The following is a 19,980-nucleotide window of genomic DNA, read 5'->3' on the forward strand; positions in this document are numbered from 1 at the left end:
CCACTTTCAATTGGTAGTGCGCTTCGCTCCAGCCTAGGCACTTCGGCGAGAAAGGTAAGGTTTGACTAGAAGCAATTCAGGTGAACGTTGACCGGTTCGGAGCCGCATGTCTCGTACTATCAAACTCGCTGTCATTCCTGGAGACGGGATTGGGCCGGAAGTTGTCGCCGAGGCCGTCAAGGTGCTCGGCGCTGTCACCGCCCGCGACGACGTCACGATTGACACGAGCATGTTCCACCTGGGCGCAGCGCGGTTCCTCGAAACCGGTGATGTGCTCACCGACGCCGACCTCGCGTCCATCCAGGAGCACGACGCCATTCTTCTCGGCGCGGTCGGCGGCGTTCCCGGTGACCCGCGCCTGAAAAACGCCAATATCGAGCGCGGACTGCTGCTCGGCCTGCGCTTTGCCCTCGACCACTATGTCAACCTGCGGCCCTGCACGATCTACCCCGGCGTCACAAGCCCGCTCGCCGCCCCCGGCGTGGTCGACTTCGTTGTTGTGCGCGAGGGCACGGAGGGCCCCTATGTCGGCAACGGCGGCGCGATCCGCCGCGGCACAGCCCAGGAGGTCGCCAACGAGGTCTCCGTGAACACCGCCTACGGGGTTGAACGCGTTGTGCGGTACGCCTTCGAAGTGGCCCAGAGCCGCGAGCGTAAACGCCTCACCCTCGTGCACAAGACCAACGTGCTCGTCTTCGCCGGCAGCTTATGGCAGCGCATCGTGAACGAGGTGGCCGTCGAGTACCCCCGCGTTGCGGTCGATTATCTGCACGTCGACGCGGCGACGATTTTCTTCGTCACGAATCCGAGTAGATTTGATGTACTCGTCACCGACAACCTCTTTGGCGACATACTCACCGACCTGGCAGCGGCAATCAGCGGCGGCATCGGCCTGGCGGCCTCCGGCAATATCAACCCGACGGGCCATTTTCCCAGCATGTTCGAGCCGGTCCACGGCTCGGCTCCCGATATCGCCGGCCAACAACTCGCCGACCCGACCGCAGCCATCCTGTCGGTAGCGCTTCTGCTCGACCACCTCGGTCTACCGGATGCCGCGGCTCGCGTGAACGTAGCGGTGGCCGACGACCTACGGCGGCGCAGCACCCTGGAGCGACGCAGCACCGCTGAGGTGGGAGATGCCATCGTGACCCTTTTGACAGACAAGGTACTTAAATGAGCAAGACCACAATCCTTCCCATGAGTTTCGCCCTCACGCCGTCGACGAACGCGCGCGCCGAGGCCGAACGCGAAGAGATACTTGCCGATCCGGGCTTCGGCAAACACTTCACCGACCACATGGTCACCATCGATTGGTCGATCGAGGCCGGTTGGCACGACGCCCGCGTCACACCCTACGGTCCGTTGCTGCTCGATCCTGCCTCGTCGGTGCTGCACTACGGCCAGGAGATCTTCGAGGGCCTCAAGGCCTACCGGCACGCCGACAACTCGATCTGGACCTTCCGGCCCGAGAAGAACGCCGAGCGGCTGCAACGCTCGGCGCAGCGCCTCGCGCTGCCCGAACTCTCGACCCCGGACTTCATCGAGTCGGTCAGGCAGATGATCGCGATTGACGGCGACTGGGTGCCGTCCGCGCCCGAGACCAGCCTGTACCTGCGCCCGTTCATGATCGCTAACGAGAGCTTTCTCGGGGTGCGCGCCGCCCACAAAGTGAGTTTCTACGTGATCGCGAGCCCGGCCGGTGCCTACTTCGCCGACGGCGTGGCCCCGGTGAAAATCTGGCTGTCGACCGATTATTCCCGCGCCGGTCGCGGTGGTACCGGCGCAGCGAAGTGCGGCGGTAACTATGCCGCGTCGCTGCTGCCCCAGATGGAGGCGTACGAGAATGGTTGCGCCCAGGTGCTCTTTCTCGACGGGGAGACCGGAACGAACGTCGATGAACTCGGCGGCATGAACGTGTTCTTCGTGCACGGCACGGACACGATTATCACGCCTCGCCTGACCGGGTCCATTCTCGAGGGCGTCACCCGCGACAGCATCATGCAGCTGGCCCGCGACCGCGGTATGACCGTGGAAGAGCGCGAGGTGACGCTGGCGGAGTGGCGCGACGGCGTCGCATCCGGTGCCATCACCGAGGTTTTCGCCTGTGGAACCGCCGCCGTCGTCACCCCGATCGGCCAGCTCAAAGCCAAGGACTTCACCATCGGTGAAGCGGATGCCCCGGCCGGCGAGGTCACCCTGTCGCTGCGCCAGGAACTCACCGACATTCAGTATGGGCGCGTGCCTGACCGTCACGGTTGGCTCACCCGCCTCGACTAAACTGAACCTTTTGAGCGGAAACGAGACACGTGAAGATCGCACGCTACAGCTACCAGGGCGCCATCGCGTTCGGTATCGTTGACGACGACGAACTGGTCGTGCTCACGAGCGACCCGATGTTCGCCGGCTTCGACACGACCGGCGATCGGGTGGCCCTGGCCGACGTGAAGCTGCTCGCGCCGGTGATTCCACGCTCGAAGATCGTCGCGGTGGTGTCTTCTGAGGCATTCGTGCTGCGGCCGAACACCGCTGTCGTCGGCCCCGGCGACGCCATCGTGCTGCCCTCCGCCTCCGATCGGGTCGAGGTCGACGGCCAGCTCGCCATCATCATCGGCAAGATCGCCAAGAACGTCTCAGTGGCGCATGCCCCCGGCCGCGTTTTCGGCTACACCGTAGCGACGGTCGTCACCGCGGCCGACCTTACAGAGGTGTCGGCCACCCGCGCCGGGGCTTTCGACACGTTCCTCCCGCTCGGACCGATCATTGAGACGGAGTTCGACGAGGCAGCCACGCCGCTGCGCGGATTGATCAACGATGAGGAGTTTCAGGCGGTCGACCTCGGCGACGACGATCGGACCACCGAGGAGACCGTATCTGCGCTCGTGGCATTCGCCTCGAGCGTGTTCACGCTGCTGCCCGGCGACGTGATTCTGGCCGGACCGCTCGACACGCCGGCAGCCGTCGTCGACGGCGACACGGTCACGGTGTCGATCGCTGGCATCGGAGCACTCGTGAACCCCGTGGTGCGCCCGGCCTGACGTTCTGCTCCGGTGCAACGGTTGACCTGCGCGCCGTCGCCGACGAGAACTGGGTGGCCGGCTGCCCGCGCTCGTCGCCATTGCATCGCCCTGGTTCACCCTCTGAGCGCAGGCCCGGTTGAGAAACTGGGCCGATTTTTCGGGCCCGGGCTCGACGTGAGGCAGCAGGGCTCGCGCAACTAGAATCATGAGTAATGTCTGACACCACTGCACACCCGTTTTCTACCGCCACCGGAACCGACGTTCGCGTGCGGTTCTGCCCCTCGCCAACCGGAACGCCCCACGTGGGCCTGGTTCGCACCGCCATGTTCAACTGGGCCTACGCGCGGCACACCGGCGGAAAAATGATCTTCCGTATCGAAGACACCGACGCTGCCCGCGACAGTGAAGAGAGCTTTCTGCAGCTCGTCGAGGCCATGCGCTGGCTCAAGTTGGACTGGGACGAAGGCGTCGACGTCGGTGGGCCCCAGGCGCCGTATCGTCAAAGCGAGCGCTACGACATCTACCGTGGAGTCATCGAGCAGCTCAAAACCAGCGGTCACATCTACGAGAGCTTCGTCACCGGCGAAGAGATCGAGGCGCGTAACCGCGACCTCGGCCGCGACCCGAAAATGGGCTATGACAACTTCGAGCGTGACTTGACCTCGGAGCAGAAGGCCGCCTATCGTGCCGAGGGCCGGTCCCCGGCGCTGCGCCTGCGCGTGCCAGACACCGAGCTCTCCTTCGACGACCTCGTGCGCGGCGAGATCACGTTCCCGGCCGGCTCGTTCAGTGACTTTGTCGTGGTGCGCCCCAACGGGCATCCGCTCTACCCCTTCGTGAACCCGGTCGATGACGCGCTCATGGGCGTCACCCATGTGCTGCGCGGCGAAGACCTGCTCTCGTCGACGCCCCGTCAGATCGCGCTGTACCACGCGCTCATCGACATTGGCGTGACCACCTTCGTGCCCCGTTTCGGTCACCTGCCCTACGTCATGGGAGACAAGAACAAGAAGCTCTCCAAACGCGACGCTGAAGCGAACCTGTTTCTGCACCGCGACCGCGGGTTCATTCCCGAAGGACTGCTCAACTACCTCGCGCTGCTCGGCTGGTCACTCACCCACGACCGCGATGTGTTCTCGATCGACGAGTTCACGGCCGCGTTCGACGTCGTGAACGTCAACCCCAACCCGGCCCGCTTCGACTTGAAGAAAGCTGAGTCGATCAACGGCGACCACATTCGCCAGCTTGAGGCGTCAGACTTCGCCGCCCGGCTAGTGCCCTACCTGGTGACTGCCGGAGTGCTCGAGGAGACCCCGACCGAGGCAGATCTGGCCCTGCTTGCCCAAGGAGCGCCCCTCATTCAGGAGCGCATCGCACTCCTCGGCGAAGCGCCAGCCATGCTGGGATTTCTGTTTGTTTCCGGCGCCGATCTGATTCTCGAAGCGGATGCCCTCGCCTCGCTCCCGCAGAACGCCGCCGACATTCTCGGCGCGTCTCGCACGGCCCTCGAAAGTATTCCTTCAGCGGAATGGAGCACCGAGCGAGTGCATGAGCTGCTCGCCGAAACTCTTATCGAGGGGCTGGGCCTCAAGCCGCGCGTGGCCTTCGGACCGCTGCGCGTCGCGCTGTCGGGCCGTAAGATCTCGCCGCCGCTCTTTGAGTCGATGGAAATCCTCGGTCAGGCGGAAACCCTCGGACGCCTGGATCGGGCCCTCACGGTGACGACGACGGCCTGATGCGGGGCTGGTGAGGCTTCGACTCGCCGGGGAACACCCCGGTTTGGCCTCTCCAGCCCGAGTGGGCTAGGCTACTACTCGGCCCGGTCTTCGGATTAGGCATTGGGGTATGGTGTAATTGGCAACACGGATGATTCTGGTTCATTTGTTCTTGGTTCGAGTCCAGGTACCCCAGCCAGATGGTTCTTACTCAAACCATGGTCAAAAGAACCAGTACAAGATTTTTCGATAACTGAACTCCCCGCCTGGCCGCGGGGAGTTTTTGTTTTGATCGGGACACGCTGCGTGTCCGCGATCGTCGTCATTGTGTGAAATTCTCGAATGGCTGTGTTGACCTCGTTGCGGTCGCTCTCGACGCGGATGTGATCGTCCTCGACGTAGACGATGAGGCGGTTGAAGAATGCGGCCAGCAGATCCCGGCGCACTGTGTCGGGTGCGCCGCGGTACAACTCGCCGGGGTCGCGGAGTAGTTCGAGGTAGGCGAATGCTTTCTCGGCCCCATACTTCAGACGTTCAGTCGTGAGCTCGAGCTTCTCCTTGACGACTTCCTTTTGGAGGGTGGTCTGCTCGATCTTGGCGCGGAGTTTCGGCACGGCAATGGCGCCGCTGGCGGCGAGGTCGATCAGGCGCTCTTCCTGCGCTTCGAGTTTGGCCAGCTGGTTGCGTAGTTGTGCCTTGACGTCCCGGTCGGCGGCGAGAAGGTCGTGGACTGCCTCGTTGATGAGTGCGGTCATGTCGTCGATTGCCTCGGCGTTGAACCGTTCGGCGGCCACGGTCTGCACGATGTGTGCTTCGACTTGCTCGACTCGGATCGCTGGTGTCGAGCAGAGTCGGCGCTGTTTGGCCGTGCAGATGAAGTACTCGTACATGCCGCCGTTTCCGGTGTTCTGGCTGTACAGCAAGCGACTGCGCCGACCAGCCTGAAGGCATTCACCGCAGTACAAGACACCTTTTAAGTAGTGGAAGTGGACGATGTCGCGGTCGCCCTGTCGGTTCCGCTGGTCAAGGATCTCCTGCACCTTCAGGAACGTCTCCTTCGAGATCAATGCCTCGTGCCGCCCGACGTAGAGCTTCCCCTTGTAGCGGTTCACCCCGGTGTAGTACGGGTCGCGCAGGACACCGGCCAGTCGGCTGTTGCTGACTGGCCGTTCCGACCGCGCCGGCGATGCCCGAGTGGTGAGTCCCTGCTCCTCCATCAGACCGCAGAGCTGGCTGATGGAATACTGCCCTGTGGCGTACTGCTCGAAAGCCCACGCAACGAGCTGGCCGCGTTCCGGGTCGACGTCGATGGTGTTGACAAGGCGTCCGCTGAAATCCTTGCGAACGTTGAGGTAGCCGAGCTTGGCCCGGCCGACGGAGCCGCCCTGCTCGACCTTGTGCGCCATCTTGACTTTGACGTCCTCGCCGTTCATTCGGACTTGGACTTCGTTCATGATGTCGGTGATAGCTTCCATTGCGTCCGCCATGTACCCGTCGCCAAATTCCTCCTTGGCGGACATCAGCCGCACACCTTTCTCGAGGAGTTCGCGCTTCGTGATCGCCGCATCGGTGAAGTTACGGAAGACGCGCGAGCGCATGTAGATCACGACGTACTTCACCTCGGGGTGTTCGTCGAGGTAGCGCAGCATCTTCTTGAACTCGGCGCGTTTCGCGATGGTCTGCGCGGACTGACCCGGCTCGACGAACTCGCGCACCACTGTTGCCTGGAGTGTGTGAGCTTTACGAAGTGCCTCGACGCGCTGGGTGGCGATGCTGTTGCCGTCTTCGTCAAGGTCGGCGGCGGTGTGGAGCTGGCGTGGTGTCGAAACACGTAGGTAGATGACCGCCTGCGCGACGGCCGTTTCCGCGTCTCCCTCTTCCGGGTTTTGTGGCGTCTCGAACAGACGTTCAAGGCCGTCGAGCGAGTTGCTGTTCTGCCACGTAGCAACTGCGGGGTTTGCTGGGTTCATATTCGGGGTCCCTCCGTTTAGGTCCTCCGAATTAACCCTCTCTTTGCCCTGGAAGTCCAGTCCATGGGCGGGGTTTCGGCCGCCCTCGGGCGAAGGTGCCGGGGGTCGGACGCTGTTGTAGAAATCGCCTCGGTTGTCATGGTCTGTCATGGCGTCCTCCGTGCTGTCGTGCGCGTGTGAGTGTGCGGTGTTGCATTACCCCGCCGCGCCGCCAGGGCCGCCACGTGCGGCTGGTTCGGGGGATTCGGCCGGCTGCCCCGTTTCTGCGACCGAATGGGCGCTGCCCGGCGAGCAGGGGCGGACAGAGGGCTCTGTGGCGGGGGGAGGCGAAGTCAGGAACCCTAGACGTACGGCGTACTGGGCATCGTATTCGGCTTGGGCGAGCCGAAGGAGTGCCCGCGCCAGTTTGCGGTGGTCTACCACGTCTCGTCGGTCAGGGTCGATGCGTACCCGACGCCGAGCTCGCGGTCGTCCGAGCTGACCTGGAGCACGACCGTCCGACGCGGGAGTCCTACTTGATGAAGGCATGGAACACCCCCCTCCACTGCACGAGGTCATAAACGTCACGGAGCCGCTGAACTAACGGATCAAGGTTCCATTGCAGGGCTCTGTGCTCGACGCCCTGTTCGATGACCCACTCGGCGAGGTCGCTCTCCCACTCTTCGAGTGGGCTGAGTGCACGGAGGGCAGCTTCTGTGTTGCGGTATGTTCCGGCGAATGCTTCATGGAAGCTCTCCATGATGTTGCCACTCATCGCGTTCACGTCCGGCAGCGATAGAAATGCTTGGAGCCCCGGATCCTCGTCGAGGGACAACTCCTTGAGTGTCTCTGCGAGGTCGGTGATATCGGCTTCGCCGTAGCTGGCGGGCAGATGCACGGTGAACTGCTCCCCACCGACGGTGACCTCGGTGCGGACAAGGAGACGGGCGAGCTTGGGTGAGAGGTGTTCGTTCATGAACTGACGCCCGCTGCCCGTGTTTTCTCGTTGCACCAGGTAGGTACCGAACCAGTCGATCCAGGTGCGAACTTGACCTGGGGTGGTCGGGTCGTTGTAGACCTCGAGGTACTCCTCGTTGAGGGTCGCGTTGCTTCCCGAGCCGGTGCGGGCGAACTCGTCGAGGGCTCGACCGTTATCGCCGAGCGCGTTAGCTATCGCCCGAGCAATGGCGCGAGCCGTGTGTTCGGTGACGTCGCTACTACGTGCGCGGGCATCATCGATCCCACCTTCGATAGTTTGAAGAAGCGCGTCGCCGTTCTCCGGCCTGTCGGTTTCGAGGTTCGGTTTGTCGGCGTCCGGCAGCTCAGCTTTGTGCTTGCCGAATGGGTTTGATTCAGGTGACAGATCAGTCATGACGATCGCCTCCCGCTGTCGTCATGAAGTCGGTGAAGGCCTTACGCCATGTCTGTGGAAGGTCTGACGCCATGTCTGTGGAAGGTCTGACGATGGGACTGCTCCCAACTCCGCGAGTGCCGCATTCTTGCGGACGACGCCAGTTGCGGCGAAGGTGCAAAGCGCAGTGCCATACCCGCCGTGCACGGTAGCGGCGATGATCCGCGCCGTCGCAGGATCGATCAGCTTGACGCCGGATTCGGCGAGGGCGGCGTTGATATGTTGTCGTGCTCGGATGGATTGGTCTGGCGCTGTTCGCGCCGCTGTGGTGGTGCTTGGTTGGTAGTTCATGGGTGATTCGTCCTTTCGGTTACTGGTTGTTCGTCACTCGATCCGTCTCTGGGCGTCAGCATGGCGACGGCATTCTGGGTGCTGGTGACTCGGAAGAGCGTGGCGGTCAGGGCCGGGTCGCCGCGGATGCTGGTACGGAGTTTGGCCGCTCGTTGTTCGCTGGGCACGACCCAGACGATGGCCGGGAAGACGCCCTGCCGGTGCTGCTCGTTGCCGGTCTGGAAATAGCGCAGGTAGACGGCGCACTTGCGCAGGATCGCCGGCATGTGCTCGGTTCCCCGGTCAACTTCGACAAAGGCATGTTCCTCGACCACCGCGTTGGCTGTGACCACATACAGGTCCGGTTTCAGCCAGAGCGGCCCGCCGTGGCTGGCGGTGAATCCTCGCCAGCACTCGGGTTCGGCGTCGAGCTCGAGTAAATCGAAGCGTCTGTCGCGTGCCGCCTCGCGGAGCCGCACGGCAAGGTCGGCGACCTCAAGGGTGTGATCGGTGAACGGCGCACCGGGTTCTACGAAGCGCCGTCTGGCTCCATCGCCTCGCAGTGCACGAAGGAGCCGTTCGCCGGTGGCCGAGAGTTGCCAGACGTTGCCCGATGAGCCGTGCTTGATGCCGCCGATGCGACGTTTTAGCCGGACAAGGAAGCCGCGTTCTTCCAGACGCCCGAGTACTCGGACCGTGCCGCGGGTCGCTGCCGAGATGGTCGCGTGCCCGACGCCGAAATGCAGTCGTTGAATCTGGCGTGTGCTCAGCAGTCGGAACTGCTCAATGTCCTGCAGCAATGCCAGATCTCTCACGGTGAGCAGTTGAAGGTACATCTCGATCTTGTAGGGAGTCCAGGAGCTAATCATGACGACCTCCAGACCAGTTGAGGTTGGCCTCCGCACGGGTGGGAAAGTGATCCCTGGAAACAGGGAGAGTCCCATCCCAATTCGACCCTTGAGCCGCACGGTTTCGCCCCTGCCTGGCGGTGTTCATCGTCGTGAGCGGAACAGCGACAGGACAGGCGACCGGACACGTGGCAACAGTGGTCAGGCAGGCGTTTCGGGCAATGACGGCTCTCATGATCGCCTCGCCTTGCGACTCGCGACGGGAGCGGGCTCGCTGAGTGCGTCGCCCAATTCGGGCGTGTCAACGGTGTCGGGTCTTTCCACTTGGCCCCACTGGTCGCGGCTCTTTTGGCGAACAATGTCTCCGTCGTGCAGGGCGGCTGTCGGGGCGAGGGTGCGGGCCGAGAACCAGCCTGCTGGTGCGCCGTCGTCCACAACGTTCGCGTACACGTCGTAGGGTTTCAGCGCCATGAAGTCCTCGGCCACCAACCTGGTCGCCATCCTCGCGAGGTCGCGGGCATCGTCCGGCCCAAGGCCGAACACGACCTTGTTCCGCGCATTCGTATCAAAGGCTGCGCGCATCTGCGCAGGTAATTGGTCACGGAACTGGTGCGCCAGATTCCAGCTCACCCCATACGAACGCGAGGTGGCCAACGCATCGGCGATAGAAGTCGGCAGGTGCAGGAACTGTTGCACCTCGTCGATGTAGATCGCGGCGGGGCGATCCAGCGGACGGGCCTCTGCTGCCCGTTCTAAAGTGGCCATCCATAGCTCGGCCACAACGAGGCTCCCGAGAAGCTGCGCCGCGCCCGGTCCGAGCAGCGAGTCGTTCAGGGGGACTAACACGGCTTTGCCGCCCAAGAAGATATCGCGCAATCTGAACCGTGGACGAGGCTGTCCAAGTACTGCGGCCAAATTCTTGCGCAGCACGAACTTGCGCAGCTTGTTCATCGGCGCAGCAATGATCTGCGCTCTCGCTCCCGGCGAGAGCTCTTCAAAGACCGCCCAAAATGAGGCCAGCGTTTGATCGCCGGATATGGCCCCGATCACCTCGCGGCGGAATGGGGAGTCGGTCAGTAACCGTGGTAGATCCAGCAGTGTGTAGGGGGCGCCGCGTACTTCACCTGCTATGGCAAGCGACAGGAGCCCCGCGTGCATCAGGTCTTCGGTGCGTGGCCCCCATCCATCTTCGAAGACGGCTTTGAAAGCGCTGAGAATGCCATCGACGACAACGTCCTTGTTGCGACCGTCAGTGTCGAGTGGATTGAAGCCGACAGGGTTCACATCCGCCGCGTCGATAATCACGACTCGTTCGGCCAAATCAACGGGTACCCGCTCGGAGATGAAGTCAACGAGCTGGCGCTTTGGGTCGACCAACACAAGTGGCCGTCCCGCAGCGATGTCCTGCGCAATGAGCGAGGCGAACACCATCGACTTGCCAGACCCGGTCGGTCCGGTAACGACGAGGTGCTGCATTCGCCCGGGCGTTCGGATACCCACGAGACGTGAGTCGCCCGGGGCGTTCGCGGTAGCGAAGACGTTCTCCGTAGTCGAGAGAGACGCCGGTACTGGTACGAGTCGTGGGTGGTGGGCGGGGAGCCCGGGAAGTTCTTGATCTCCGATAGGCCACGCAATCAGGGGAAGAAGTTCTGCAACGGATAAACGTATCGGCCAGCGTGACGGGATGACTGCTGCATTGAGCCTCTGGATGTCTTCGCGCCCAAGCTGCAATCGGACACCCGGGCTTTGCGCGGTCGCCATCGCGCCGACAAGCTCAACAACGAGGCGTTTGCGCCTCTCGGGTGTTGACGCGCTTGCGCCGATCCGGATGCCCACGTCGAGGTTTGCTTGCTCGGCCGTCGTCTTCATTCGGGAGCGCATCTCGGCAGGTGCGAGTTGTGTGCCGTGGCTCAGCGACTTCCAGAGCGACGCGCTTGGGTCGGTGATTTTCGTCGGCAGAGCGCGTGGTGCGTGGCCGAGCCCGATGATCACTTGGACAACAACTGTTTCGCCTGGGCGGCGAGCGCCGAACGCGGAGTAGATCGCGCGGATGGTCGTCTCGGCACCGTCGACGCGGAGAGGCAGGCCAGGCGGATGGGTGCTGATGTGACCGCCGGCCTCGATGGGAGCTCGATCGCTTGGCCGCGTCGCCATGCTGCGGATGCCGGGCACAAGGTCCCTGAGAAGACGTACGAGGTGCTCGGCGGCGGAGGGATGAACGCCGAGGAGATAGGAGATTCCGTCATCGGTCGCGCGTGTTTCGAGGATGAGCGGAATCGGTGCATCCGGCTGGGCAAGCCTTGCGAGCAGTTCGGCAACGCTGTCGGCGTTCAACGGCGACGGCAGATGCAGCCGCAGGAACGTCGGTGTGATCTTCGCATTACGAGGAGGCGTCATGGTCTACCTCCTTTACGTCCCGAGCGACGACTTGGTGCTCTTCGCGTGCCTCGATCTCCAGCTGTGCTTGTTCAAACGAGTGCTGGATCAGCGCGTCATTGAGGAGGTGCTGATCGGGGCTTTCGCGTAGCTCGCTGAAGACCCACACTCTGCGGTCTTCGCGTTTTCTGTATCGATGATTAGTTCGACTCATGGTGTTCGGCCTCCTTTCGGATTTGCTCCTGGCGATGTTCTTTTCGCTCGGTCGGGAGCGGTCGTACTGGCACCCCTTGGCGGGGAAGGCTGGTTATGAACTGATTGGAACGAAATGTCAAGCGTTGTTGTCGATTCCGCAACGACTTATCAGAGGTGAATATGCTCATGCTTCTCACCACCGGTTCCGTCTGGCTCGCAGGACCTGGACCAGTGCCCAGATCGCGGTCACGAGCACGGCGATCAGGGCGATCCAGCCCCAGAATTGAGCTAAGAATTGCAGTGCTACCCAGAGCGCGATAATGCCTCCGAGCAGCAACAGGCAGAGGTCGAAGAAGCGTTGTGCGAGGTTCTTCGGGGTGGGTCCTTTGTCGGGCATGGGTCATCGCTCCTGTTCTCCGGTGTGGGTGAAGTCGCTGGGTACGGGGTAGCCCGGGATCGTGATGTCTGACTCGATCTCGTTGCCCCAGACACTCCAGTCACCGTGGCTGTTTGGCCGTTCGCGGGCGAACAGCTCCAGGTACGGGCCGTCGAGGACACGCTCGATGAGCGGGATCATCTCTTGAGGTTTCCGGCTGTGCTGCTGCCGTGGAAAGTGCAACGTCGAGCGTTGACCGTGGAACTTGAAGGGTGCCTTGCCTCGTACGCCGTGCAACAGCAGTTCGTGCGAGCCCCTAAAAAACTGGCCAAGTCCCATGTAGTACTTATCCCAGGCGGCATTCGTTTTGTACTCGAAGCCCCAGGCCTTCATGACCTCAAGGCCGGCCGGAAGGGCGGCGTTGGTGACCCAGAGCAGCAGTGTCGCGTTGTCGTCCGCGAGGTCGACGACAGGCATATTTTTGATGCGTTCGAGGGTCATCAGGTCGTAATGCTTGGCCGCCCCGCGGGCACCTTTCTGCTGAATGTCCCATGGCGGGTCCGCGTAACAGACCGCAAATTTTTTGCTGGGCTTGGTCGGCTCATGGCCGGTGTCGTTGGTGTTCATTGGTTTGTTCCTCCTTTCAATTCCGGGCTCATGTGGACGCGATGCGCGTGCTGCCGGGGTGGACGTATGGTTATGGGCTCTCGACGCTTTTCGCGCAATGTTCCGATCGCTCCGGCTGCGAAGCGACGCGACAGGTGATCGGAATACCGGCCAACAGAGGTGACGGCGTCGTGGCCGTCATGGTCGGTGGCGGCGATTCTTGATGTTGTGGAATTGGCAACGGCGTTCACTCTGTTGCCTCCCTTGTGGTGGCATCGTTGACGGTCGTCTCGATGAAGCGGCGTCCACGACGACCGACCGTTAGCTCGCCGAACAGCGCACGAGCGACCGCACCAGGAGGGTCGTCGTGACCGATCCGGAGGCCGACAATGTCGTCGCTGTCGACTGGCGGCGGAGGGTCAGCGTTCAGCCCTATGGCGAGCACGGTTCCCGCGAAGCTGTTCGAGGATGTTATCGATGTCGAACAGTTGCCAGTCCGTCAGCACGACAAGTCTGACCTCATGCTTCGGGAAGTTCGCCGCGATCTGCTCCGCCCGGATGAGACTGGGACCGAGGATGCTTGAACCAGCCGCGAAACGCGGTATTTGTAAGCCCCGGGCGAGGTGTCGTTGGAACGTGGGGCTGCGCAGCTTGCCCGGGTTCACATCCCCGCTCGGAGTGTCGAAGTGCAGCACTCCGGCCAGGCATTTCCCGCAGGAACACCATTTCTGGAGTGCTTCGAATGCGAGCTGTGCCTCCTCGTATCGGTTGCCCACCGAGTCGCCTCCGCCGGGCACCGATACCGATCCGGAGTCGTCGAAGATCGGCAGCACCAGCCGGGGCTGGCGTGGGCAGAACCCGGGCCAGCCCAGCTTTATCGTCTCCTTCTTCTTCGGCTTCCCTGTTCGAGGCATCTCGCCCACGAGAGCACTTGGTTGCAGATTTGGTGTGAGGTTCATACTCCGCTCCCGTCCGCGCGAGCCCGACGACCGACCACTGGCTCGGGTGCGTGAGCGGGGCTGTGGCCTGCAACACCCGGGTTTCGGCGTAGCACGCGGTGTTTCAGCCCTTCATAGGTGAGGAGCGCCGCTTGGCCGCGCACCTCGTACTCGCGGCGGATCGACTCGTCCTCGGCGATCTTCTCCAGCGCCGTTTTCAACGGTGCGCTGGCAGCGAGGTTCGTCTGGCGTTTGATCGTGCGTTCGTAGTCCTTCTCGGCGGTATCGATTGCGTCCGCGATCTCGTCGGTGACGATGTAGCTGGAGATGAAGCTGGCCGCCGCGATGCCCGCAGCTAGCGCCCCATAAACGAGGCCGGAGAGTGGCCCGTCGATGGTTGAGCGCAGTGCGAGGATCCCGGTCGAGATCAGCACACCCACGGTTGCGCCGGTGTAGACGAGCGCCTTGACGATGTGTGTGCCGTCATCTGTCCCGTCGAACAGGTGGGCGAAGGGCTCCTGCTGTTTAGTCAGGTTGGCGCGCTCGGTCTTCCGCTTGCCTGCCATGCGCAGGTCTTTGATCTCACCTCCGACCAGCCCTGCGGTGACGACCGCGACACCGGCAGCCAGCGCCTGGATGAGCGCGAGCTCGGGAATCTCGCCGTAGTAGATCTGCGCGCCCGCCTGCCCTGCGACATCGCCGAGCAGCAGCAGCCCTGTGCGCACCATGAACCATGCCTTCTGACCTTTCTTGCGGCGCACGAACGGACTCAGCGCTGCGAGCGTGCGTTCCAGACGGCGCTGGGCACGTTTGACCAGTCGGCGATGCCGGCGGCTGAGGTACTCTGCCGTCTCGACCTGCACTTTCAGCCCCGAGTGGGTGATCAGCGCTGGGCGGGATTGCAGGATTCCCTCTGCCTTCCACAGTGGTTCCTGCTCCCGCCCGAAGGTATCAAGCTCATTCTCAACATGAAGCGGCGGCCCGGTGATGCCATCGATGCGGTGGGCTTCGTCGACCTGCTGGAGGCTGAGGTTGCTGTACTCCTCGACGCGGTCGGCAGTCGGGTCGTCAGAGCCGCTGCCGTTTTTGATGCGTGCCATGACGTCACCGCCCCGCCGTGTAGTCGGTCACGGAGACGCAAGCCTTCGCACCGGTCTTCACGCACAGCGCGTTGTAGAACGCCACCAACCCCTCCACCAGCGCGGACGGTGCCGCGTCACCGTCGATACGACCAAGACCCGCCACGGTGATCGACGAACCAGGCAAGGCTGGAACGCTGACCGTAGTGGCCAGATCCGTTGCTTGCTCGGGGGAGAGCACCTGCGATGTGAGGTCGGTGCCGATGTTGTTCAGACCGTCCGTCAGTACGTATAGGTGCAGCTGGTATCCGTCACCAAGCTGAGTGGCGTACTCGCCGGCCAGTCGGTAGACAGAGGTGATATCTGAGCCGCCGCCAGGGAGAGTAGCGATGGCGTCGCCGTACTTGGCGGTGATCTCGGCTATGACCTTCTCGACGAGCGCGTTCACCCGGCGCAGGCGTGCATTGTCGGTGGCTCCGGGCAGGGCCAGGTCGCCGTCATAGATGGTGACCGTCGCGCCGCTGGAGGCGGAGAAAGCGCGAACCCGAAGGTGGCCACTGCAGATCGCCGTGCGGCGCACCACGTCCGCGATGGTCGCCAACCGCTCGGTTGTGATGGTGTCGCTAGAGCTCGAGCCGCTGCCGTCGATCTCAATGTCGGCAGCGACCTGCTTGTCAGCCATACACGCGGCGAGAATTGTCTGGTCAGGGGAAGTGGTCGCGTTTAAGGATGAGCATGCGCTGAGCGTGAGCGCTGCGCTGATAGCGCAGACAGCCACGCCGACGCGCAGTACGGTAAAGGTGGTCAATGGGTTCTCTCTTTCGTTCTTTCACAGGGACAGGGAGGGGGATTGGTTCGACCAGGGAGCGATGCAATTGACGTTGCATCGCTCCCGCTTGCGACATATGAAGTTGTTGACTCCAGTCTGATTCGCGTCGCAGTCTGTGTCACTGACACGAAACTGACACCACCGGAAGGAGCCGACCTGTGAAGAACGACCCGACCAGACTCAGGCTCCGTGACGAACTGCGTCAGCTTCGACGTGGAAACGGCAATCTGTCCGCCGACCGCATCGCCGTCTCCGAGGAACTCGTCAACGTCATCGGCATGGGCAGTGCCGAGCAGGCATACGCGACGTTCATCGACATGCTCAAGCGTTATGCCATCGAACCCGAGGGCGACATCCGGGCGTACTTGGAGACCTGTGGTGTCGGCCTTGACGGCGACACCCTGAACGAACGGCTTGATGCCTACGCGGCAGTCCACTTCGTCGACCCGCGCACGGCGCTCCGGCGCAGCGACCGTGGTGCCGACAAGTTGGCCACGATCTTCCGCGATGAGATCCTGTTCAACCGTCCATGGGGAAACATCGTCCTGTACCAGTTCGGTGACTTGGTGAACGTTAGTATTGCGCTGCATATCGACCCACACGCCGAGTACAAGCCACCGGTCGTGTGGATCAATGACGCAGAGCTAGAAGGTCTCGCGTTCGAGTTCAAGGACACCGGTGCTCCGACCGGATACCGCCGTGCGCTCGAGCACATCGACGGGCACGAACTTCGACGCGACAAGCAATGGCTCTTCAAGATCGACGTCAACTGGCGCATGCCCGTTTGGCCGCAATGGGTACTCGGTGCACAACTGGCCGACAACCGCCTCGTAGTAAAGCTCCAAACACAGCGCAACTTCATGACCGAAGCCACCATCAGCTGGGGCGGCGCGGTTGAGGCGACGATGCCCGCGGTAGGCGAATCGTTCAGAAGCTTTACGACGAATGGAGGTGGCGACCAGTGAGGGACGATCCTCTGCGGCTCGATCTCCTTGAAGATCTGCGGCTCATCAGGCTTGGCACCGGCGAGTTCTCGATCGAGCGCTTGACGTTCGCCGCATCCTTGACCGACTTCCTCGGGCGCGGCAGCGTCGAGCAAGCCTTCACGTCGCTGCTGGACTACCTAGTTCAACACGGCAGCCACCGCGAAGGAGACGTTCGCGCCTACTTCGAGACCTGCGGGGTTGGTATGTCTCTGGACAATCTCGACCTGCGGCTCAAGGAGTATGCCACCGAGCATCGGGTCGATCAGCGCACCGCACTGCGGCGGAGCGATCGCGGAGCCGTTCGCCTGAGCTACATCATTCGCGACTCGTACCTCTACGAGCGACCGATGGGAAACCTCGTCGCCTTCCAGCACGGAGCGATGATCAACGTGAACGTGTCGATCGAGGTGATCGAGCAGTCGCAGTACCGGCGGCCGCAGGCGTACATCAATGACGTGCTCCAGGATGGTTTGGAGTTCGCCCTTCATGAATCCGAGACCCACCCCATGCTCCTCGAGGGCAAACAGTCATTCTGGGATATCCCACTCAATATCGACGCCAGTGAAGACGATCCGCTCGCGACCATTCACATCGCGTGGGTCATGCCGGTGTGGCCAACATGGTCGCTCGGAGCAACCTTTCTTGACAGTCGCCTTTACGCCAAGCTCAGCGTCAGCCGCAACAACTTCGTCGAGATGGACATCCACTGGGCCAATGAAGCAAGCGCGAGTTCACGCGATCGGCCGCTCCTCGATCGGGGCGATTCAACGCCGTAGCCGGTACGAGATAGCGACCACTTGACTCCATCCCGCTCATGCTCCATAATCACCACCAGAAACGAGGACACTTTTTATTACGCACCATTCCCTGATCAAGCCACAACGAGGCTTCACCATCGTCGAGCTCCTCATCGTGATCGTGGTCATCGGCATTCTCGCCGCCATCACCATCGTTGCTTTCAACGGCGTCCAGAACAAAGCCAAGGTCAGTGCGGCCCAATCGGCCGCCACTCAAGCGGCGAAGAAAGTCACCGTCTACGCCGTCTCGAACAGCGATCAGCTGCCAGCTACCTTGACCGCCGCTGGTGTGGCCGACTCCGCAGGCACAACCTACCAGTACACCCCTAATACGACTGTCACACCGCAGAACTTTTGCCTCACCGCCACTAATGGCGGTGTTGCCGTACACGCTGCAGCAGGTGGGCCAGTAACAACTGGCCCGTGCTCTGGGCACTCAGGAACGAGCCCGACAACTCTCGCCGACGGCAGTAGCTGTCCGGCAGGCTACCTCGTCGTTCCCGGCAGTTCGATCTTCGGCACCGACGCCTTCTGCGTCATGAAGTACGAAGCCAAGAATGTCGGCGGTGTTGCGACATCCCAGGCCAGTGGTACTCCCTGGGTCAGCATCTCGCAAACAAACGCTATGACAACTTCATCTGCAGCCTGTGACGGGTGCCACCTGATCTCCGAAGCCGAATGGCTGACCATTGCCCACAACGCCCTCAGCGTCCCCAGTAACTGGAGCGGTGGAGCAGTCGGTAATGGCTATATCTACTCTGGGCATAATGACAATAGTCCTGCCAATTCACTTGCCGCAGGGAGCGACAGTGATGGCTACTCCGGTACCGGCAACACCACCCCCAGTAACCAACGCCGCGGACTGACCTTGACCAACGGTGAAGTTATCTGGGACCTGGCAGGCAACGTCTGGGAGTGGACCTCCGGCCAAACCAGCGGTGACCAGCCTGGTGCCAGCGGCTACGGCTGGCGACAGTGGAATATCATTGCCGGAACAGGCAGTCTTTCGCCGAATCCACACCCAAGTTACGGAACGCCGGCCGCCACCAACTGGACAACTTCCCACGGTATTGGTCAGAGCTATAGCAGCTCGACCGAGACAGGCCTGCGTGGTTTCCGTCGCGGTGGCGATTGGAACAATGGCGGCAACGCCGGGGCGCTGACGTTGGGTTTGGACTACTCGCCGAGCTACACGAACAGCACCGTCGGGTTCCGAGTGGCCAGGTGATACGGACCTTATCTCTTCAATCTTGGACTCTTAGCTCTTAGGGCGGACCAGGAGCGAAGCAACGCGATTTGTGGTGCACTCGAGCGCCGGAACACCCACCTCTCTTGATGGTTCGCCCGTGAAAAGTTAGAGCCCCTATATCTATACGACATAGGGGCTTTTGGGGGTTACGCGGCGACGATTCGCACGTCGCACACTTGTCTCCAGCGTTCAAGAAGATTGAGTGCGTAGGTCGTGGTCTCGAAGTAGTTGTCGAACTCGCGCTGGTTCGAATACCAGTTCTTGGGCTTGTCAGCGGTTCGCACTTCGATCTTGTAGCTCGGAGTTTCCAAGAGCAGCTCAATGAAGTCGGCTGGAAGGCTGGTTGTTGAACCAGCGCCACCTCGTGATCCAATGAGAGCCACGTCACCGACAAGGATGTCGTGGCCGCGCACACGGGGGCTGTGAAGCCACCAGAGGCACGTCGCTCGACGATTGATCGGGAGTTTCTGCACCTTGCCCTCTTCGTTGGCGAAGATGGTAATTCTTGGATTCTCGATGTACACCGGCTCGATGTATCCACCAACTGCCGCTTGGTAGCTGGCGAGATCGCTGAACTCGATCGGGAAGATTTTAGGCCCAGTTTCGTGCGGGATGACAATGCCTGTGACCATGGTGATCACGTTCCTTTCGTAGGGGTTGACTCCAGCCGGACGGCTGGAGATTCATCCCCGCGAACGAAGTGGCGAGTCAGGGTTGTGGCGAGAGCCCTGGTGGCGAAGCTGTGAAAGCCTCCAGCCGACCAGGGTCTCGTCTTTTCGCTCAGCTACCTGGAATCTTGTCCTTGGCGGCGTCGCGAGTCGGGGGAGTCGCCTTCTTGGCGGGCTCCTTAGCGAAGATTGCCTCGATCGCGTTGCGCTTGGTTTGCGCGTCGCGCTCGATATCCGCCCGAACCGTCTCGGCGCGTGCCAGAACTTTCGGATCGGCCTTGCTGCGCTCGATCCAGTCCTCCAGGGCGAGACGAATTTCTTCAGTGACGCTGCGGTCGTTGAGCTGGGCGATGACGTCCAACTGCGCTCGCAGGTCATCGGTGATGCGAACCGCGAGGGTTCGCATCTGACTCGTGCCTCCCGCGTACTGCGGGAGTCTGGATGTCTCACTCATGTGAGCCACCTCCTCATTCTTGATGCGGCCGACGAACCGGGTGGTTCCTCTGCAAGCCGCACAGCAATGAGGAGCGGACTTCAAATTATGCTCCGATGCCCGCAGAGTTCAATCTTCCGATCGGGAACTTGCGTTGTAGAAATTGCAACCGATGTCCGTCAGCATTCTCGCGATCCGCGCTCACCGGGGTTTAACGAATATGCCGTTCGTGTTATAA

Annotated in this window: 19 protein-coding genes, 1 tRNA gene and 1 pseudogene; 10 read left to right on the forward strand and 11 right to left on the reverse strand. The window is 62.0% G+C overall.

Annotation, left to right across the window (positions count from 1 at the left end; all coding sequences use genetic code 11):
* Window positions 1-106 precede the first annotated feature (106 nt).
* The 6 genes from E3T27_RS06125 (at window position 107) to E3T27_RS16500 (ending at window position 5,223) form a co-directional block, all read left to right on the forward strand.
* Window positions 107-1,177, forward strand: coding sequence for a 3-isopropylmalate dehydrogenase (locus E3T27_RS06125; RefSeq protein WP_134571923.1), 1,071 nt, complete (start codon window positions 107-109; stop codon window positions 1,175-1,177).
* Window positions 1,174-2,277: a branched-chain amino acid aminotransferase gene (locus E3T27_RS06130; protein WP_166786116.1), complete on the forward strand. Its 1,104-nt coding sequence runs from the start codon at window positions 1,174-1,176 to the stop codon at window positions 2,275-2,277. The genes E3T27_RS06125 and E3T27_RS06130 overlap by 4 nt, the downstream gene beginning before the upstream one ends.
* 29 nt (window positions 2,278-2,306) lie before the next feature.
* Entirely contained in the window at window positions 2,307-3,035 is a 729-nt protein-coding gene (locus E3T27_RS06135) for a fumarylacetoacetate hydrolase family protein (RefSeq protein WP_134571924.1), read from the forward strand.
* Window positions 3,036-3,229: 194 nt separating this feature from the next.
* On the forward strand, window positions 3,230-4,753 hold the full coding sequence (gene gltX / locus E3T27_RS06140) for a glutamate--tRNA ligase (protein WP_134571925.1): 1,524 nt from the start codon (window positions 3,230-3,232) through the stop codon (window positions 4,751-4,753).
* Window positions 4,754-4,856: 103 nt separating this feature from the next.
* Window positions 4,857-4,931: transfer RNA gene (locus E3T27_RS06145), tRNA-Gln, on the forward strand.
* A gap of 130 nt (window positions 4,932-5,061) precedes the next feature.
* Complete coding sequence (locus tag E3T27_RS16500; protein WP_166786117.1) at window positions 5,062-5,223, forward strand: hypothetical protein; 162 nt, start codon at window positions 5,062-5,064, stop codon at window positions 5,221-5,223.
* A gap of 360 nt (window positions 5,224-5,583) precedes the next feature.
* Here E3T27_RS16500 and E3T27_RS17310 read toward each other — a convergent pair.
* The 4 genes and pseudogenes from E3T27_RS17310 to E3T27_RS06170 form a co-directional block, all read right to left on the reverse strand.
* A pseudogene (locus tag E3T27_RS17310) lies at window positions 5,584-6,852 on the reverse strand (recombinase family protein); the annotation flags it as partial.
* Window positions 6,853-7,213: 361 nt separating this feature from the next.
* Window positions 7,214-8,053 carry a hypothetical protein gene (locus E3T27_RS06160; protein ID WP_134571926.1) on the reverse strand — a complete coding sequence of 280 codons (840 nt, stop codon included), beginning with the start codon at window positions 8,051-8,053 and terminating at the stop codon, window positions 7,214-7,216.
* A 326-nt stretch (window positions 8,054-8,379) separates the two neighbouring features.
* On the reverse strand, window positions 8,380-9,231 hold the full coding sequence (locus E3T27_RS06165) for a replication-relaxation family protein (protein ID WP_166786118.1): 852 nt from the start codon (window positions 9,229-9,231) through the stop codon (window positions 8,380-8,382).
* A 210-nt stretch (window positions 9,232-9,441) separates the two neighbouring features.
* A complete protein-coding gene (locus tag E3T27_RS06170) occupies window positions 9,442-11,607 on the reverse strand; it encodes a type IV secretory system conjugative DNA transfer family protein (protein ID WP_134571928.1) in 2,166 nt (721 codons plus the stop codon).
* On the opposite strand from E3T27_RS06170, the gene E3T27_RS17165 reads away from it, so the two are divergent.
* Window positions 11,606-11,737, forward strand: coding sequence for a hypothetical protein (locus tag E3T27_RS17165; protein ID WP_277612392.1), 132 nt, complete (start codon window positions 11,606-11,608; stop codon window positions 11,735-11,737). The genes E3T27_RS06170 and E3T27_RS17165 overlap by 2 nt on opposite strands.
* A 237-nt stretch (window positions 11,738-11,974) precedes the next feature.
* Here the strand turns inward: E3T27_RS17165 and E3T27_RS06175 are convergent, their stop codons facing one another.
* From E3T27_RS06175 to E3T27_RS06195, 5 genes are all read right to left on the reverse strand, one after another.
* Window positions 11,975-12,178: a hypothetical protein gene (locus E3T27_RS06175; RefSeq protein ID WP_134571929.1), complete on the reverse strand. Its 204-nt coding sequence runs from the start codon at window positions 12,176-12,178 to the stop codon at window positions 11,975-11,977.
* 3 nt (window positions 12,179-12,181) lie between these two features.
* Window positions 12,182-12,784: an MT-A70 family methyltransferase gene (locus E3T27_RS06180; RefSeq protein ID WP_134571930.1), complete on the reverse strand. Its 603-nt coding sequence runs from the start codon at window positions 12,782-12,784 to the stop codon at window positions 12,182-12,184.
* A gap of 398 nt (window positions 12,785-13,182) precedes the next feature.
* Window positions 13,183-13,722 carry a hypothetical protein gene (locus tag E3T27_RS06185; RefSeq protein ID WP_134571931.1) on the reverse strand — a complete coding sequence of 180 codons (540 nt, stop codon included), beginning with the start codon at window positions 13,720-13,722 and terminating at the stop codon, window positions 13,183-13,185.
* Window positions 13,719-14,801 (reverse strand): hypothetical protein, encoded by a 1,083-nt coding sequence (locus E3T27_RS06190; protein ID WP_134571932.1) that lies wholly within the window; start codon window positions 14,799-14,801, stop codon window positions 13,719-13,721. Before E3T27_RS06190 ends, E3T27_RS06185 begins: the two co-directional genes overlap by 4 nt.
* A 4-nt stretch (window positions 14,802-14,805) precedes the next feature.
* Window positions 14,806-15,588 (reverse strand): hypothetical protein, encoded by a 783-nt coding sequence (locus E3T27_RS06195; RefSeq protein WP_134571933.1) that lies wholly within the window; start codon window positions 15,586-15,588, stop codon window positions 14,806-14,808.
* 179 nt (window positions 15,589-15,767) lie between these two features.
* Here E3T27_RS06195 and E3T27_RS06200 point away from each other — a divergent pair, with 179 nt between their 5' ends.
* The 3 genes from E3T27_RS06200 (at window position 15,768) to E3T27_RS06210 (ending at window position 18,620) form a co-directional block, all read left to right on the forward strand.
* Complete coding sequence (locus E3T27_RS06200; RefSeq protein WP_134571934.1) at window positions 15,768-16,574, forward strand: hypothetical protein; 807 nt, start codon at window positions 15,768-15,770, stop codon at window positions 16,572-16,574.
* Window positions 16,571-17,371: a hypothetical protein gene (locus tag E3T27_RS06205; protein ID WP_134571935.1), complete on the forward strand. Its 801-nt coding sequence runs from the start codon at window positions 16,571-16,573 to the stop codon at window positions 17,369-17,371. Before E3T27_RS06200 ends, E3T27_RS06205 begins: the two co-directional genes overlap by 4 nt.
* Before the next feature lie 94 nt (window positions 17,372-17,465).
* Window positions 17,466-18,620, forward strand: coding sequence for a prepilin-type N-terminal cleavage/methylation domain-containing protein (locus E3T27_RS06210; RefSeq protein ID WP_277612393.1), 1,155 nt, complete (start codon window positions 17,466-17,468; stop codon window positions 18,618-18,620).
* Window positions 18,621-18,787: 167 nt separating this feature from the next.
* On the opposite strand, the gene E3T27_RS06215 is transcribed toward E3T27_RS06210, so the two are convergent.
* Window positions 18,788-19,273 (reverse strand): DUF3846 domain-containing protein, encoded by a 486-nt coding sequence (locus E3T27_RS06215; RefSeq protein WP_134571937.1) that lies wholly within the window; start codon window positions 19,271-19,273, stop codon window positions 18,788-18,790.
* A gap of 148 nt (window positions 19,274-19,421) precedes the next feature.
* Entirely contained in the window at window positions 19,422-19,763 is a 342-nt protein-coding gene (locus tag E3T27_RS06220) for a ribbon-helix-helix domain-containing protein (RefSeq protein ID WP_134571938.1), read from the reverse strand.
* Window positions 19,764-19,980 lie beyond the last annotated feature (217 nt).

The sequence above is a fragment of the Cryobacterium lyxosi genome (assembly GCF_004403345.1).
Taxonomy (GTDB): Bacteria; Actinomycetota; Actinomycetes; order Actinomycetales; family Microbacteriaceae; genus Cryobacterium; species Cryobacterium lyxosi.

Bases quoted from the DNA above. Each gene is read 5' to 3' on its own strand.
- E3T27_RS06125 (WP_134571923.1), top strand. From the start codon at position 107: ATGTCTCGTACTATCAAACTCGCTGTCATTCCTGGAGACGGGATTGGG.
- E3T27_RS06170 (WP_134571928.1), bottom strand. From the start codon at position 11,607: ATGACGCCTCCTCGTAATGCGAAGATCACACCGACGTTCCTGCGGCTG.
- E3T27_RS06215 (WP_134571937.1), bottom strand. From the start codon at position 19,273: ATGGTCACAGGCATTGTCATCCCGCACGAAACTGGGCCTAAAATCTTC.
- gltX (WP_134571925.1), top strand. From the start codon at position 3,230: ATGTCTGACACCACTGCACACCCGTTTTCTACCGCCACCGGAACCGAC.
- E3T27_RS06190 (WP_134571932.1), bottom strand. From the start codon at position 14,801: ATGGCACGCATCAAAAACGGCAGCGGCTCTGACGACCCGACTGCCGAC.
- E3T27_RS06175 (WP_134571929.1), bottom strand. From the start codon at position 12,178: ATGCCCGACAAAGGACCCACCCCGAAGAACCTCGCACAACGCTTCTTC.
- E3T27_RS06130 (WP_166786116.1), top strand. From the start codon at position 1,174: ATGAGCAAGACCACAATCCTTCCCATGAGTTTCGCCCTCACGCCGTCG.
- E3T27_RS17165 (WP_277612392.1), top strand. From the start codon at position 11,606: ATGGTCTACCTCCTTTACGTCCCGAGCGACGACTTGGTGCTCTTCGCG.
- E3T27_RS06185 (WP_134571931.1), bottom strand. From the start codon at position 13,722: ATGAACCTCACACCAAATCTGCAACCAAGTGCTCTCGTGGGCGAGATG.
- E3T27_RS06220 (WP_134571938.1), bottom strand. From the start codon at position 19,763: ATGAGTGAGACATCCAGACTCCCGCAGTACGCGGGAGGCACGAGTCAG.
- E3T27_RS06160 (WP_134571926.1), bottom strand. From the start codon at position 8,053: ATGACTGATCTGTCACCTGAATCAAACCCATTCGGCAAGCACAAAGCT.
- E3T27_RS06180 (WP_134571930.1), bottom strand. From the start codon at position 12,784: ATGAACACCAACGACACCGGCCATGAGCCGACCAAGCCCAGCAAAAAA.
- E3T27_RS06165 (WP_166786118.1), bottom strand. From the start codon at position 9,231: ATGATTAGCTCCTGGACTCCCTACAAGATCGAGATGTACCTTCAACTG.